Source organism: Kitasatospora sp. NPDC101157 (assembly GCF_044768255.1).
Lineage (GTDB): Bacteria > Actinomycetota > Actinomycetes > Streptomycetales > Streptomycetaceae > Kitasatospora.
This window is the reverse complement of sequence record NZ_JBIWPL010000012.1, coordinates 165,755-182,479: the sequence shown is the minus strand read 5'-3', so window position 1 is coordinate 182,479 and position 16,725 is coordinate 165,755. Positions and strand designations below refer to the sequence as shown.

Below are 16,725 nucleotides of genomic sequence, written 5' to 3'. Positions count from 1 at the left end.
TCTGGCCGTGTGCATGTCGGTGGTGACGCTCCCCTCGGTCCAAGCGGTCGCCAAGGCCGCCGCCCCACCCGAGGTCTGGGTGCCGCCGAACACGCCTGTGCCGGAGACCCGCCCGGTGAAGGGCACCGACGGCAAGCCCTCCGGACAGGCACTCGATGCCGGTAAGAAGTGGTCGCCACCGGCCGACTCCGGTCCACCGTCCGGCAGAGCCACCGCCGTACCGGGACAGCCGGTTCAGGCCGGTTCGCTGCCGGTCTGGATCGCGTCGCCCGCCGCCGGTGGACCGACTCCCAAGGCTGCCGATGCGGGCTCGGCCAGGGACGGCGCCGCCGACCCGACCGTCCAGGTCGAGCTGGCCGACCAGGGCCGGACCAAGGCCGCCGGCGTGAACGGCGCCCTGGTCGCGCTCACCGACACCGGCGAGGGCAGCCAGGTCGGTCGGGTCCAGGTCGGGATCGACGTCCAGGCCTGGGCGAAGAACGCGGGCGCCAACTGGGGCTCGCGAGCCCGGGTCGTCCAGCTGCCCGGGTGCGCGCTGACCACCCCGGGCGCGGCCGGCTGTACGACGCGCACCCCCGTGTCGTCCCACCGGGACGAGGCCACCGGCCGCCTGGTGGCCGAGGTCGACGTCCCCCAGCCGACCGGCGCCGTCACCAAGTCCTCGGTGGCCAAGTCCTTTGCCGCGGGGGCCTTCTCCGGCAGCGCCTTCTCCAGCCCGCCGACGGCTTCCCCCGCCGTGGCACTCGCCGTCGAGGCGGACGCCAAGGGCAGCGGCGGCGACTTCACCGCCTCGCCGATCACCCCGTCCGCCTCCTGGCAGGCGGGCGCCAACGCGGGCAACTTCACCTACGGCTACACCGTCGAGCTGCCCTCCGCGCTGGCCGGTCCGGCCCCCGCCGTCTCGCTCGGCTACGACTCCTCCGCGGTGGACGGCAAGACCGCCTCCACCAACGCCCAGTCGTCCTGGATCGGTGAGGGCTGGGAGTGGCACCCCGGCTCCATCGTCCGCGGCTACAAGAGCTGCAAGGACGCGGGGGTCGAAGGGTCGGGCGACCAGTGCTGGGGCGGAGACCTGCTCCAGCTGTCGCTCGCGGGCCACGCCGGCCAGCTGGTCAAGGACGACAAGTCCTGCGAGTGGCACCTGCAGGGCGAGGACGGCACCAAGGTCGAGCGGCTGACCGGCCAGAGCAACGGCGCCTGGAACGGCGAGGCCTGGCGGATCACCACCGGCGACGGCACCCAGTACTACTTCGGGGCCAACCACCTGCCCGGCGGCGACGGCACCGACCAGGCCAGCAACTCGGTCTCCACCGTGCCGATCTACTGGCCCGGCGGCCAGGACCCGTGCCTCAAGGACGGTTCCCCGGCCACCAAGACCTGGAACCAGATGGGCTGGCAGTGGTCGCTGGACTACGTCGTCGACCCGCACCAGAACCTGATCACCTACCGGTACGAGCAGGAGCAGAACTACTACGTCCAGGGCGGCGGCCAGAACAACGGCACCGGTCCCCGGGCCCAGTACCAGCGCGCCAGCTACCCGACCTGGGTCGGCTACGGCCAGCGTCTGCCCGACCAGATCGCCGCCAAGGGCAAGGCCAACCCGGCCGCCCAGGTGTGGTTCCGCACCGCCGAGCGCTGCCTGCCGGACGACACCTTCAGCTGCGACCCGTCCCTGCGGAACAAGTCCAACGCCAAGCACTGGCCGGACACCCCGATCGACCAGAACTGCGACGCGAACGGCGACTGCACCGTCTACTCGCCCACCTTCTGGACCACCAAGCGGCTCACCAGGATCGACACCGAGGTCTGGACCGGTTCCTCCTACCGCGGGGTCGACTCCTTCGCCCTCGGCCAGTCCTTCCCGGACCCGGGCGACGGCACCTCACCGTCGCTCTGGCTCGACTCGGTCCAGCGCACCGGCAGCAACGGCCGCACGCCGATCACCCTGCCGGCGGTGTCCTTCCAGCCGCTGCAGATCGCCAACCGCGTCAAGGGGCAGATCGTCCGCCCGGACGGCACCACGGCCTCGATCGAGCCGTACAACCGTCCGCGCATCCAGAAGATCACCACCGAGACCGGTGGTCTGATCAACGTCGTCTACCGTCCCGCGGAGTGCTCCCGGGAGCCCGGGGGCAAGATGCCGGCCTCCGAGGACAGCAACACGATGGCCTGCATGCCGGTCAAGTGGTACCTGCCCGGGCAGAGCGACCCGGATCCGGTGAACGACTGGTTCAACAAGATCATCGTGCAGTCGGTGACCCAGGAGGACTCGGTCACGACCGGCAGCCCGGTGGTCGTCACCGACTACGTCTACGGCGGCGGCGCGGCCTGGCACCGCAACGACTCCGAGATGCCCAACCCCAAGGCCCGGACCTGGGACCAGTTCCGCGGGTACGCGACGGTCACCACCCTCACCGGCAGTGGCAGCGCCGTGGAGGCGCCGCGCACCAAGTCGGTGGCCACCTTCCTGCGGGGCATGGACGGCGACGTCCTCGCCAACGGCTCCACCCGCCAGGTGTCCGTGACCGACGTCAACGGCGGCAGCATCAAGGACGAGAACGTCCTGGCCGGCTACATCCGCGACTCCGCCAACTACAACGGCGAGAACGGCGAGCTCCTCTCCACCACGGTCTCCGACCCGTGGGTGGGGCCGATCACGGCCACCCGCCAGCAGTCCGGAGGGATGCCCGCGATCACCGCGAGGGCGGTCAACTCCCTCAAGGTGACCAGTCGGCAGAAGCTGGCCAGCGGCTGGCGCACCAGCGAACGCTCCACCACGTACGACTCGACCCCGTTCGCCCGTCCGCTGACGGTCTACGACAACGGCGACCTGGCGCACCCCGAACAACTGCTCTGCACCTCCTTCGAGTACGCCAAGGGCCCCGGCGACGCCACGACGCAGCTGGCCTCGCACACCCTCGTCCTCAAGGGCGCCTGCGGCCAGACCCCGACCAAGGACAACACGGTCGCCGACACCCGGGCGTACTTCGACGGCCTGCCGCTGGGCCAGGCCGGCGCCAAGTCCGAGCAGACCTCGACCGAGGCCCTGGAGCGCTACGACGACGCCGGCCGCCCGGTCTACCGGACCACCGGCCGAGCGAGCTTCGACGCCTACGGCCGAGTCGTCAGCACCGTCGACCCGACCCGTACCGACGCCACCCACCAGACCGGCGCCGAGACCAGGACCGCCTACTCCCCGGCCACCGGCCAGCTGCCGACGCAGGTCACCCACACCAACCCGATGGGCTGGCAGACGGTCAGCACGCTGGACGTCGGCCGCGGATCGCCGCTCAAGATCAAGGACGAGAACGGCCGGATCAGCGAGCAGGACTTCGACTCCCTCGGCCGCGCCGTGGCCGCCTGGAGCCCGGGCAACGACCGGACCAAGAACCCGAACCGACCGAACCGCAAGTTCTCCTATTCGGTCAACGGCACCAAGGCGCCCTCGCAGGTGCTCAGCCAGGCGCTGATGGGCAGCCTGAAGCTCTACACCTCCAGCTTCACCATCTACGACGGCCTCGGTCGCGTCCGGCAGACCCAGGCGACCCCGCCCTCGGGCGCCACCGGCCGGCTGATCACCGACGCGCTCTTCGACTCGCACGGCTGGCAGACCAAGACCAGCGCCGCCTACTACAACGACCAGGCCCAGCCGAGCGGCCAGCTCTTCCTGCCCAACGGCGGGGTGGAGCCGGACAGCAAGATCCCCGCTCAGACCGTCCAGAAGTTCGACGGCATGGGACGCACCGTCGACTCGATCTTCCAGTCGTACGGCATCGAGCAGTGGCGCACCCACACCGACTTCGTCGGCGCCGACGAGGTCCGCACCACCCCGCCGGCCGGCGGCTTCGCATCGGCGACCATCACCGACGCCCGCGGCAACACCGTGGCGCTGCGCCAGTACAAGTCGAACACCCCGACCGGCGCGTACGACGAGACCACCTACGGCTACTCGCCGGAGGGCAAGGAACTCTGGCGCAAGGACGCTGCCGGCAACACCTGGACCTACGAGTACGACCTGCTCGGCCGGCCGGTGAAGACCACCGACCCTGACTCCGGCAGCGGAACGACGTCGTACGACGACAGCAAGAACCTGACCACCGCCACGGATTCGCGAGGCAAGAGCGCGACCACCGTCACCGACCTGCTCGGCCGCACCGTCGCGGCCTACGAGGGCACGACGGTCGACCCGGCCAAGCAGGTCGCCGCCTGGACGTACGACAGCCTCGCCCTGGGCAAGCCGACCTCCACCACCCGCTACGTCGGCGGGGCTACCGGAGCCGCCTACAAGTCGGAGATCACCGGCTACGACATCGGCTACCGCGAACTCGGTGCCAAGGCCACCATCCCGGCGGTCGAGGGCGGTCTGGCCGGTGTCTACCAGACCGACAACACGTACGACGAGGGCGGTCGTCTCTCGACCACGGTGCTTCCCGCCGTGGCCGGGATGGCCAGGGAGACACTGAAGTTCGCCCCCGACGACGTCGGCAACTTCGGCGGCCTGTCCGGTGCCTTCGGCCTGGCCCAGCCCAAGACCTATGTGGCCGACGTCCGCTACGACCCGTACGGCCGGCCGTACCGCACCACGGTGGGCGCAGCAGGCGTCCAGGTGGTCGCCACCATGGCCATCGACGACGCCACGGGCCGGGTCACCCGCTCGATCGTCGACAAGCAGACCGCCGCGACCGCCCACGTCGACTCGGTCGACTACACCTACAACCCGTTGGGTCAGGTCACCTCGGCCCGCGACGCCCAGGACGGCGCCGTCGCCGACCTGCAGTGCTTCACCCACGACTACCTCGGCCGTCTCACCCAGGCCTGGACCGACACCGGCACCCAGACCACCAAGCCGCAGCCGAGCGTGCCCGGCATCGGAGCCTGCAGCAACTCCGACGGTCCGTCCGTCGGTGCCGCGCCGAGCGTCGGCGGTCCGGCCCCGTACTGGCAGCAGTACGAGTACGACCTCATCGGCAACCGCACCAAGCTGGTCCAGAAGGACGTCACCGGCAACGCCGCCAAGGACGTCACCACCACCCAGACCTTCGGCACCGGACCCAACACCCCGTCCACCGACCCGAAGACGGGTGGCGGCACGGGCGGCCCGCACGCGCTGATGAAGTCCACCCGCACCGGCCCGGCCGGCACCGCGGTGACCTCCTACACCTACGACGCGGCCGGCAACACCACCGCGATCACCGACACACCTGGCACCAGGACGCTGACCTGGAACGCCCAGGGCAAGCTGGACCAGATCACCGGCACCGGCCAGAACGGCGCCACCAGCTACCTGTACGACGTGTCGGGCAACCAGCTGATCCGCCGTGACCTCGGCAAGACCACGCTCAACATGGGCACGGACCAGATCACCCTGGACACCGCGACCGGGGCGATCACCGCGGTCCGCAGCTACTCGGCCCCCAACGGCCTCTCCATCACCCGCACCATGACCAGCGGCAACTCCACGCTCGCCTACCAGAGCGCGGACCCGCACGGGACCAACGGCGTCCAGTTCGACGCGTCGACGCTGGCCCACGTCCGCCGCCCCACCGACCCCTTCGGCAACGACCGCGGCACCCAACCCGCGCCGGGCGTCTGGGCCGGCGACAAGGGCTTCGTCGGCGGCACCAAGGAGAAGTCCACCGGCTTCACCCTCCTCGGCGCCCGCGAGTACGACCCCAACACGGGCCGCTTCATCAGCCCCGACCCCGTCACGGTCGCAGGCGATCCCCAGCAGTGGAACGCCTACGCGTACGCCAACAACAGCCCGATCAACAAGTCGGACGCCAACGGCCTGCGCGTCGACTGCAACCAGGAAACGGAGTGCACGGGCTGGTACGGGGACTCCCACGGCAACATCACCGACATCGACCACGTCGCTCCGAAGCGGGTGCTCCCGAAGGCGCCGCCCACCCCGGAGGAACAGCACGCCAAGGACGCCCTCGACGAGGCGAACAAGGTCGTCAACGAGAACAAGCGCAAGCGTGACGAGCTCGTGCACAAGGTTGTCGACATCGTCGGCGATCTGATCGGCTTCAACGACGCCCGTGACTGCTTCACCAAGGGCGATGTGATGGCCTGCATCAACACCGCTCTCAACACCCTGCCCTGGGGCAAGATCTTCAAGGCCATCAAGGTCGGCATCCAGGCCCTGAAGATCTACAAGGAGATCAACAGGATCTACGACGCCATCCGGGGAGGCGAACGCGCGGCGAGGGAGGCCGAGGCCGCCTACGTCACCGCCAAAACCGCCGCATCGGAGGCCCGAGCAGCCGAAGCAGCCGCAGCCAAGGCAGCCGAAGAAAAAGCAGCGAAAGAGACAGCAACCGACGCGGCGGGAACCTCTGAAAAGGCCGTAGCCAAGGAAGCCGACGACTCGGCGGCCGCCAGCTGCCCGCTGCGCCGGAACAGCTTCCCCACCGGCACCCAGGTCCTGATGGCGGACGGCAGTCTCAAGTCCATCGAGGACATTCACGAGGGCGACGTCGTCATGGCGACCGACCCCCAGACCGGCGAGACCCACCCCGAACCGGTGACCGCCACCATCACCACCCCCGACGACAAGGACTTCACCGACCTCACCCTCACCGACGACGCCAACCCCCGCGGCCCCCCGGCCGCCGACCAGTCGAAGATCACCTCCACCCACCACCACCCCTACTGGAGCGAGACTCGCAAGCAGTGGGTCGACGCCGGTGATCTCACTTCCGGCGAACAACTCCGCCAGCCCGACGGCACCACCCTCACCATCCGGTCCGTCCGCAACTACCCCTACGCCGTCACCACCCACAACCTCACCGTCAACCTGATCCACACGTACTACGTCATTGCTGGCGTCACCCCTGTGCTGGTGCACAATAATTGTGGTGATGCAGATGACGATTTGCTCGACTTTGCGGATGCGGCCTTGAGTATTCCTGCCGAAAGTAGGCCGAATGTGGCAACAAAGATCGTCTCTGCTGATGGAAAACACAAGGCCATGGCATATGCTGTGGACAGGCCGACGGTTATGATGCCGGAGGAGACCGCAGCAGCGGTCGAGGCGTCGGCGCACCATGGAGGCTGTGGTGAGATCGGATGTGCCATCAAATTTGAGAAGGAGGGAATTTCTCGGTTGGATGCCACGTTCCAGTCTGTTAAGATCGGCGGCGGTGGTCGTGGAAATGCGTTTGATCTTCCGGAGCATGGGGAGCTGATTGGCCCGTGCCCTGCGTGTAAGAGGTTCCTCAAGATTATTGGTGGAAATGGCTAGCTGATATGGATCCTATTCCGACAAATCTAAAGGAATCACTGCGGAATTTGCGCAAGGTTCGTTCCGGGAGGCCGGCTGGCTCAGAGGAGTCGGAGGCGTTTGCGGCTTGGCAGGAACGGATGGCGGATGCTCTGGAGCGACTTTCAACCGTCCTCTTGTTTGAGTCGGACCGAAAGCAGGCGCAGTCCGGGGCGGCGCTAGCGCGGAGGCGGGCTGTGGAGATTCGTAGAAAACTTCACGGCACCCGGTGAAGGCTGTCGTGGGCGAGCGGGCTGGCCGATCCAGGGGCGATCTTCTGGGATCTGGGGCCTCCTACCTTGCTCTGGGGTCGGGCGTCTCCGTGTCGCGCAGCGTGATCGCATCATCACCCGGGTAGGACTGGGGAGTCCTACCCGGGTGTTGCCGAGACATCGCAGGAGCCGCGAGTGGCCGCTTACCACGACAGTGACGGAGCCGACGGGCTGAAGGTGCCGGCGCAGGATGCGCCGCCGCCACCGGCCGAACTGGTGGCGCTGGCCCAGGCGTACGGGGTGGATGCCCGCTACCCCGGCCCGGGTGGGCAGGCGGTGGGGGCGCGGACGCTGGTGGCGGTGCTGGGGGCGCTGGGGGTGGCGGCGGAGACGCCGGAGGAGGTGCGGGAGGCGCTGGAGCGTCACCGTGCCGAGCAGCGCGAGAAGTTGCTGCCGCCCTGTGTGGTGGTCCGGCAGGGGCGGCGCACCGCGCTGGACGTGCCGGCCGACGCCCGGCTGCACGTGGAGCTGGAGGGCGGCGGCAGTTGGGAGCTGCCGTGCGGCCACTCGCACTGGCTGCCCGCCGACCTGCCGCTCGGGCGGCACACCCTCACGGCGGAGAGCAACAGCAGGAGGGAGCAGGCGCCGCTGATCGTCGCCCCGCAGCGGCTGCCCCAACTCCCAGGCCGCAGCTGGGGTTTCCTCGCGCAGCTGTACTCGGTCCTGTCCGACCGCTCCTGGGGCATGGGCGATCTGGGCGACCTCGCCGAGCTCGCCCAGTGGGCCGGCGCCGGCCTCGGCGCTGGCTTCGTGCAGATCAACCCGCTCCATCAAGCCCTGCCCGGCACCCCCTCCGACCCGTCCCCCTACCGCCCGTCCTCCCGCCGCTTCGCCGACCCGGTGCACCTGCGGATCGAGGCCGTCCCCGAGTACGCCTACCTCGACGCCGAACAGCGGCAGCAGGCCGACGACCTCACCCGCCGCGCCGCCCGCCTCCGCGACGAAGTCCTCGCCCACGACGGCCTGGTCGACCGCGACGCCGTCTGGGCGCTCAAGCGCGAGGCCCTCCAGCTCCTCCACGAGGTCCCGCGCGGCCCCGGCCGGCAGGCCGCGTACGAGGCGTTCCAGCGCCGCGAGGGCGAGTGGCTGCGCCGGCACGCCCTCTGGAACGCCCTGGCGGAGGCCCACGGCCCCGACTGGCACCACTGGCCGAAGGGTCTGCGTCACCCGAACGGCCCACAGATCGAGCAGGCCGCCAAGGAGCTCCAGGAACACGTCGAGTTCCACCGCTGGCTCGCCTGGCAGGTCGACCAGCAGCTCGCCGACGCCCAGCGCAGCGCCCGCGAGGCCGGCATGCCGGTGGGCCTGATCCACGACCTCGCCGTCGGCGTCCACCCGGACGGCGCCGACGCCTGGGCGCTCCAGGACGTGCTGGCCGGCGGCATCTCGACGGGCGCCCCGCCGGACGCCTTCAACGCCCACGGCCAGGACTGGGGCCTCCCGCCCTGGCGCCCGGACGCCCTGGCCGCCGCCGGCTACGCCCCGTACGCGGAGCTGATCCGGAGCGCGACACGCCACGCCGGAGCCCTTCGCATCGACCACGTGATGGGCCTCTTCCGCCTCTGGTGGGTCCCGAACGGCCACCCGCCCACCGAGGGCGCCTACGTCCGCTACGACGCCGAGGCGATGCTCGGCGTGCTGGCCCTGGAAGCCCACCGGGCCGGTACCGCGGTGATCGGCGAGGACCTCGGCACCGTCGAGCCGGGCGTGCGCGAGGAGCTGGCGGCCCGGGGCATCCTCGGCACCTCCGTGCTCTGGTTCGAGCGGGACTGGGACAGCACCGGGCAGATCCTGCCCCCCGACCGCTGGCGCCCCGGCTGCCTGGCCACCCTCACCACCCACGATCTGCCGAGCACCGCCGCCCGCCTCTCCGGCGAGCACGTCGAGCTGCGCCACCGCCTCGGCCTGCTGGCCCGCCCGCTCCCCGAGGAGCAGCAGGAGGCAGCCGCCGAGCTGGCCGACTGGCGGGCCGAACTGATCGACCGGGGGCTGCTCACCCCCGACGAGCCGCTGTCGATGCCGGCGCTCTACCGCTTCCTCCGCTCCACCCCGGCGGAGCTGGTCGGCGTCTGGCTGCCGGACCTGGTCGGCGACCCGCGCCCGCAGAACCTGCCCGGCACCTGGGACCAGTACCCGAACTGGCGCCTCCCGGTCGCCGACGGCGCGGGCGACCCGGTCACCCTCGACCGCCTCGCCACTGCCCCCGCCGCCCGCCTCCTCGCCCACCTCCTGGCGCTGCCCGATCGCCGGAACCCGTGACCGGAGCCCCCGGCCCCACCCCGACGCGCGCCCTCCGGTAAGTGCCGGGTAAGTTGGAAACGTGGACAAGAGGAACGCTTTGCGAGCCGGCGCGGTCACCGCAACGGTCACGCTGATGATGCTGCTGTCGTCGCCCGCCATGGCCCTCACCAGGGACGACGGTGACGACCCGGGCCCCGGCCTGAGCGTCGGCCAGACCGTCGGCCTGTACGTGCTGATCCCGCTCGCCGCGTTCGCGATCATCGCGGGCCTGGCGGCCATGCCGTACGGCAAGAAGAAGAAGTAGCCGTCCACCAGGACCTGCACCACCCGCACCACCCCGCACCACCCCGAAGGGGGCGCCGGACGATCCGTCCGGCGCCCCCTTCGGGGTTTCAGGCGTTCAGGAACCGCTTCACCGCGCCCCGGCCGCCTTGTCGACCGCCTGCGCCTTGAGCGCGCGCTCGACCCCGGCCCGGGCCTCGACCACCTGGCGCCGCAGCGCCGGCGCCGGCTCGGCCGAGGCCAGCCAGGCGTCCGTGGCGGCCAGCGTCGCCTCGGAGACCTGCAGCGCCGGGTACAGCCCGACGATGATCTGCTGCGAGATCTCGTGGCTGCGGGTCTCCCAGATGTGCTTCACCGCGGCGAAGTACTTCTCCGCGTACGGCGCCAGCAGCTCCCGCTGGTCCGACTGCTGGAAGCCGGCGATCACGGCCTCCTGCAGATAGTTGGTCAGCTTGTCGGACTCCACCACCGAGGCCCAGGCCTGCGCCTTCGCCTCCTCCGTCGGGCGGGAGGCGCGGCAGGTGGCCGCGTGCTCCTGGCCGGCCGCCGTGTTGTCCCGCTCCAGCTCGGCGACGACCGCGGCCTCGTCGGCCCGGCCGGTGGCGGAGAGCCGGGACAGCAGCGTCCAGCGCAGCTCGGTGTCCACGGCCAGGCCCTTGATCTCCACCGAGCCGTCCAGCAGCCCGGTCAGCAGGTCCAGCTGACCGTCCGTCCGGGCGACCGCGGCGAGGGTGCGGGCCCAGGCCAGCTGGTGGTCGCTGCCGGGCTCGGCGGCGCGCAGGTGCTCCTCGGCGGCGGTGGCCCAGCGGGCGAGGCCCTGCTCGCGCCAGTCCGGGTCGGTGTAGGCGTCCAGGGCCAGCTTGACCTGGCGCTGCACGGACTGCACGACGCCGATGTCACTCTCCCGCCCGATGCCGGACAGCGCCAGCGACAGGTAGTCGCGGGCGGCCAGCTCGCCGTCGCGGGTCATGTCCCAGGCGGAGGCCCAGCACAGGGCGCGCGGCAGCGACTCGGTGAAACCGCCGAGGTTCTCGGTGACGACGGCCAGCGAGTCCTCGTCGAGGCGGATCTTGGCGTACGACAGGTCGTCGTCGTTCAGCAGCACGACGGCCGGCCGGTGGCGTCCGACCAGCTCCGGCACCTCGGTGCGGGCGCCGTCGAGGTCCAGTTCGATCCGGTCCGTGCGCACCAGCGCACCGTCGACCAGCTCGTACAGGCCGATCGCGATCCGGTGCGGCCGCAGCACGGCCTCGCCCTTGGCGCCGGCGGGCAGCGCGGGCGCCTCCTGCAGAACCGCGAACGACTCGATGTCACCGTCCGTGTTCACCGTCAGGGACGGGCGCAGCACGTTGATCCCGGCCGTCTCCAGCCAGGCCTTGGACCAGGCCTTGAGGTCGCGTCCGCTGGCCTCCTCCAGGGCGCCGAGCAGGTCGCTGAGCCGGGTGTTGCCCCACGCGTGGCGCTTGAAGTAGGAGCGCACGCCCTCGAAGAAGGCGTCCTGGCCGACGTACGCCACCAGCTGCTTGAGCACCGAGGCGCCCTTGGCGTAGGTGATGCCGTCGAAGTTGACCTGGACGTCCTCCAGGTCGTTGATGTCCGCCATGATCGGGTGGGTGGACGGCAGCTGGTCCTGCCGGTAGGCCCAGGTCTTCATCTGGTTGGCGAACGTGGTCCAGGACTGCGGCCACTTCGAGCCGGGGGCCTCGGCCTGGCAGACGGCCTCGGCGAAGGTCGCGAAGGACTCGTTGAGCCAGAGGTCGTTCCACCACTCCATGGTGACGAGGTCGCCGAACCACATGTGGGCGAGCTCGTGCAGGATCGTGGCGGCGCGCGCCTCGTACGCGGCGTCGGTGACCTTGGAGCGGAACACGTACTGGTCGCGGAGGGTGACGGCGCCCGCGTTCTCCATCGCGCCGGCGTTGAACTCCGGGACGAAGAGCTGGTCGTACTTGGCGAACGGGTACGGGTAGTCGAACTTTTCCTGGAAGTAGTCGAAACCCTGCTTGGTGACCTCGAAGATCGCCTCGGCGTCCAGGTACTCGCGCATCGATGGACGGCAGTAGACGCCCAGCGGCACCCGCTGCTCGCCCTTCTCGTAGGCGTCGAAGACCCCCACGTACGGGCCGGCGACCAGGGCGGTGATGTAGCTGGAGATCCGGCCGGTCGGCTCGAACTTCCAGACCTGGGTGGCGCCTTCGCCGACCGGCTCGGGGGTCGGCGAGTTGGAGACCACGACCCAGCCGGTGGGGGCGGTCACGGTGAACGCGAACGTGGCCTTCAGGTCGGGCTGTTCGAAGTTCGCGAAGACCCGCCGGGCGTCCGGCACCTCGAACTGGGTGTACAGGTAGGTCTCGCCGTCGACCGGGTCGACGAACCGGTGCAGGCCCTCACCGGTGTTGCTGTACGCGCAGTTGGCGACCACCCGGAGCTCGTTCTCGGCCGCCAGACCGGGCAGCGGGATGCGGCTGTCGGCGAAGCTCGCCGGGTCGAGCGCCGCGCCGTTGAGGGTGATCTCCTCGACGCCGGGGGCGACGAGGTCGATGAAGCTGTCGGCGCCGGGGGTGGTGGCGGTGAACCGGACCACGGTCGTGGACCGGAAGGTGCCGCCCTCGCGGGCCGAGCCGAGGTCGAGCTCGATGTCGTACGCGTCCACCCGGATGAGGTCGGCCCGGGTGCGGGCCTCTTCGCGGGTCAGGTTGGTGCCGGGCACTCGCTGCACTCCTTCGTCAGGCTGATGGACCGAATCCTCGCACGCCCGAGGGGTGCCCCGACCGGATAAGCCGAAGGCGGGGCGGCCCCGGGACCATCGGCCCGGACCCGCCCCGCCCTTGCTGGGGACGCCAGTCTCCCTACGTCACTTCGACCACTTCGTCATCGGCGGCGCGTAGCCGCTGCTGCGACGGTAGGCGACCACCTGGCTGTTGTCGTCGGGAATGAAGTACTGGACCATGCTCATCCCGATGTCCAGGCCGTTCGGCATCGCCATGGTGCCGATGTCGGTCATCGAGCCGTCGGTCGGCGACAGCGCGACCAGCTTGGCCGGCTTGTCGTAGCCCTGGCCGACGATGGCCCGGACCTTGCCGTCCTTGGTGGTGCCGGGGACCAGTCGCATGTCGTTGCTGGACGACGGGGAGCTGGCCGACCAGATGCGCTTGCCGGTGCCCAGGTCGTACGCGTTGATGCCCGACTTGCTGCCGTCGATCTGGACGTACAGCGTCTTGCCGACGACCACGTTGTTGCTGATGGGGTCGGACTGGCCGGACAGGCGCAGGCTGTCCGAGCCGGCCTCCTTGGTCGACATCGGGTTCCCGGGCTTGTAGCTGTCGTCGAACGGCAGGATGTAGTCGCCGTTCGTGCCGCCGGACATCAGGACCACCAGCGGCTGGGTGCTGATGACCGCGTCGATGCGCTCGATCTGGCCGTTGAGCGGGATCGCCTGGCTGACGGGATTGCCGGTCTCGGCGTTGACGACCTGCAGCACCGACTTCTGGAGGCCGGTGTCGTAGCAGCGGTCGCTGGCCGCGATCACGGAGCCGGCCGCGGCGCCGTACACGGTGCAGTCCTTGCCGCGCCCCTTGAACTGCCAGACGGACTGTCCGTTGTCGATGTTCAGCGCGCCGAGGGAACCGACGGCGACCACCTTGTCGGTGACGCTCAGGGCCGGGTTGGACAGCTTGTCCGGGCTGGCCTTGACGCTCCAGAGCAGCTTGCCCTGGGCGATGTCGACGGCACCGATGGTCGAACAGTCGTAGTCACCGGTGTTGAAGGAGACCGCGATGATGTTCTTGGCGTTGCGCGACCGGGAGGCGGTGCACAGCTCCTTGCTGCCGGACGGCACCGGGATGTTCCAGGCCTGCTTGCCGTCCGCCAGGTTGTACGCCCGGATGCCGTTGGTGTCCGCGCGCACCGCGAACGAGTCGGAGCCCGAGGAGGCCCCCCAGACACCGAGCAGCTGCGAGGACGAGTCCGCGTTGGGGTCCTTGGCGGCGTTCCAGGCGACCTTGTACGTGGTCTTGGACGAGTCGGTCGTGGTGTCCCCGCTGGTTCCGCCGGCGGAGGTGCTGGTGCTGGTGCCGCCCGAGTCGGCCGCGGGACCCGGGTTCGGGTTGGGCTTGGGGTTCGGCTGGAGCAGCACGACCAGTCCGATCACGATGGCGATCGCCAGCACACCGCCGATGATCCCACCCCACAGCATCACCGGGTTGCGCTGCTTGGGCGCCGCGGGCACCGGCATGCCCGGGTAGGTGTACCCGGGCTGCTGCTGGTAGTCGTACCCGTACCCCTGGGACGGGTCCGGCGCGGCGTAACCGCCCCCGGGAACCGGGTCGTACGGGCCGATCGGCGCACCGGGCGGCGGCGCCTGCGCGGGGAACCCCCCGGCCGCGGTCGGCGCGTACGCCATGTAGTCGGCGCCACCCGCCGGCGGCTGCGCCGGCGGCTGGGCCGGCGGCGCGGGCGGCTGGGCCGGCGGCGGGCCGACGGGCGAGGCCTGACCCGGGATCGCCGAGCCGTCGAGCTGTGTCATCTGGTCCGCGACGGCGGCAGGATCCACGCCGCCTGCCGGGCGCCCGAACGAAACGCCCCGGTTTTCCTGCGGGCCGCTGCCGGCTGCGTCGCCCGCACCCGGCGTAGGGTGATCCCCTGCCATCTGATTCCCCGTCATATCTGGAAGCGTCCCCCTGCCGGTACCGTCCACGGTCCGATGGGACGGGTGAGATTCGGCACCATGCTAGTGGCGAGTGGGAATTCAGCCGTTGCCAGGACCACCCGCCCCACCCCGACACCCCCTGACCACGCAACACCTTCACCCTGCACCCACCCCGCCCCCACGCTCCCTCCCTCGTGGACGCGCGGGCAACACCCCGCGCGCCCACACCCCGCCCCCCACCATGGACGCGCGGGCAACCCCCCCGCGCGCCCGCACCCCGCCCCCCACACCACCCCTCCCCCTCCCACTCAACCCAGGCGAGAGGGACGCGCTGCGGGAGGGGGCGGTGGAGGGGGTGGGTGCGGAAGGGGGCGTAACGGGTGATTTTCAGACTGCCAACGGTCCAAAGCCCCCACCCACAGAGTCGGCAGTCCGAAAATCACCCAGCCCCCGGAGCACCCACCCCCGGAACCGCCCCCGGCGTCACCCACCCTCCCGAAAGCCCCACCCCCAACAGCACCCCCCTCACCCCCACCCCCGGACGACACCCCCCAAAGCCCCCGAGCCGTAGGCTTCAGGAGTTGAAGGGGACACCCGACCGAGGGCTCCCCACCCCTGGGAGGGCGGATCATGTCGACGGACACACCGGGCTCACAGTCGTCCCTGCACCGGGCGAACCTGGAACGGGTGCTCCGCGCGGTGCGGATGGCCGGCTCGCTCACCCAGGCCGAGATCGCCCGCGGCACCGGCCTCTCCGCGGCCACCGTCTCCAACATCGTGCGGGAACTGAAGGAGAGCGGCACCGTCGTGGTGGCCGACACCTCCTCCGGCGGCCGCCGCGCCCGCAGCGTCTCGCTCAGCGGTGACGCCGGCATCGTCGTCGGCATCGACTTCGGCCACACCCACCTCCGCGTCGCGGTCGGCAACCTCGCCCACCGGGTGCTGGCCGAGGAGAGCGCCCCGATCGACGTGGACGTCTCCGCGGCCCAGGGCTTCGACCGGGCCGAGGCGATGGTGGAACGGCTGCTGGAGCAGGCGGGCTTCCGTCCGGAGAAGGTGATCGGCGTGGGCCTGGGCGTGCCCGGCCCGATCGACGTGGAGACCGGCGCGCTCGGGTCGACCGCGATCCTGCCGGGCTGGACGGGCATCGCCCCGGGCCGGGAGCTGGCCGAGCGGCTCGGCATGCCGGTGCACGTGGACAACGACGCCAACCTGGGCGCGCTCGGCGAGCTGGTCTGGGGGGCCGGCCGCGGCCTGAGCGACCTCGCGTACATCAAGATCGCCAGCGGCGTGGGCGCCGGCCTGGTGGTGAACGGCCAGATCTACCGCGGCCCGGGCGGCACCGCGGGTGAGATCGGGCACATCACCCTGGACGAGGCGGGCCCGGTCTGCCGCTGCGGCAACCGCGGCTGCCTGGAGACCTTCGTCGGCTCCCGCTACCTCCTCTCGCTGCTCACCTCCACCCTCGGTTCGGACCTCTCGCTGCCCCGGGTGGTGGAGCTGGCGCACCAGGGCGACCTGGGCTGCCGCCGGGTGATCGCCGACGCCGGCCGTCAGATCGGCACGGGCGTGGCGACCCTGTGCAACCTGCTCAACCCCCGCCGGGTGATCCTCGGCGGCGACCTCGCCGAGGCCGGTGAGCTGGTGCTCGCCCCCATCCGGGACTCGGTCGCCCGCTACGCCATCCCCAGTGCCGCCCGCCAGCTCTCGGTGGTCCCCGGCACCCTCGGCGGCCGCGCGGAGGTGCTCGGCGCGCTCGCCCTGGTGATGAGCGAGATGGGCGAGTCCGGCGCCCTCGCCCGCCACTGACGCCCCCGTCCCCGGCCCTGCCCGCCACCCACGTCCTCCCCGCCCCGATCCCGCGACCAGAACACCCGTTCGTCAACGCGGATTGACCGACGCCCCCCGACCGACCTCCCGGAATGGCGGTAACCAGCCGGTGGCACCGGGCGCGCCGCTCGGTGTCCGGCAGGCGGACATTAGACTCGACCGGTCGGTACCGGCCGCGACCACCGGCC

6 protein-coding genes are annotated in these 16,725 nt (G+C 70.8%); 4 read left to right on the top strand and 2 right to left on the bottom strand.

Annotated features, from left to right (window positions below; genetic code table 11):
* Positions 1 to 22: 22 nt before the first annotated feature.
* From ACIRVF_RS23780 to ACIRVF_RS23770, 3 genes are all read left to right on the top strand, one after another.
* Positions 23 to 7,246, top strand: coding sequence for a polymorphic toxin-type HINT domain-containing protein (locus ACIRVF_RS23780; protein ID WP_402821133.1), 7,224 nt, complete (start codon positions 23 to 25; stop codon positions 7,244 to 7,246).
* Between the two features lie 425 nt (positions 7,247 to 7,671).
* Complete coding sequence (gene malQ / locus ACIRVF_RS23775) at positions 7,672 to 9,795, top strand: 4-alpha-glucanotransferase (protein ID WP_402821130.1); 2,124 nt, start codon at positions 7,672 to 7,674, stop codon at positions 9,793 to 9,795.
* Between the two features lie 61 nt (positions 9,796 to 9,856).
* Positions 9,857 to 10,081, top strand: coding sequence for a hypothetical protein (locus ACIRVF_RS23770; RefSeq protein WP_402821127.1), 225 nt, complete (start codon positions 9,857 to 9,859; stop codon positions 10,079 to 10,081).
* Between the two features lie 108 nt (positions 10,082 to 10,189).
* On the opposite strand, the gene pepN is transcribed toward ACIRVF_RS23770, so the two are convergent.
* Together pepN and ACIRVF_RS23760 are read right to left on the bottom strand one after the other, a co-directional pair.
* Complete coding sequence (gene pepN, locus ACIRVF_RS23765) at positions 10,190 to 12,769, bottom strand: aminopeptidase N (protein ID WP_402821124.1); 2,580 nt, start codon at positions 12,767 to 12,769, stop codon at positions 10,190 to 10,192.
* Positions 12,770 to 12,913: 144 nt separating this feature from the next.
* Positions 12,914 to 14,584, bottom strand: coding sequence for a PQQ-binding-like beta-propeller repeat protein (locus ACIRVF_RS23760; protein WP_402821121.1), 1,671 nt, complete (start codon positions 14,582 to 14,584; stop codon positions 12,914 to 12,916).
* A gap of 753 nt (positions 14,585 to 15,337) precedes the next feature.
* Between ACIRVF_RS23760 and ACIRVF_RS23755 the strand changes: the two genes are divergently transcribed.
* Entirely contained in the window at positions 15,338 to 16,516 is a 1,179-nt protein-coding gene (locus tag ACIRVF_RS23755) for an ROK family protein (RefSeq protein ID WP_402821118.1), read from the top strand.
* Positions 16,517 to 16,725: the final 209 nt, after the last annotated feature.

Excerpts from the sequence above, each read along its gene's own strand:
- ACIRVF_RS23760 (WP_402821121.1), bottom strand. The coding sequence starts at position 14,584 with ATGACACAGCTCGACGGCTCGGCGATCCCGGGTCAGGCCTCGCCCGTC.
- ACIRVF_RS23755 (WP_402821118.1), top strand. The coding sequence starts at position 15,338 with ATGTCGACGGACACACCGGGCTCACAGTCGTCCCTGCACCGGGCGAAC.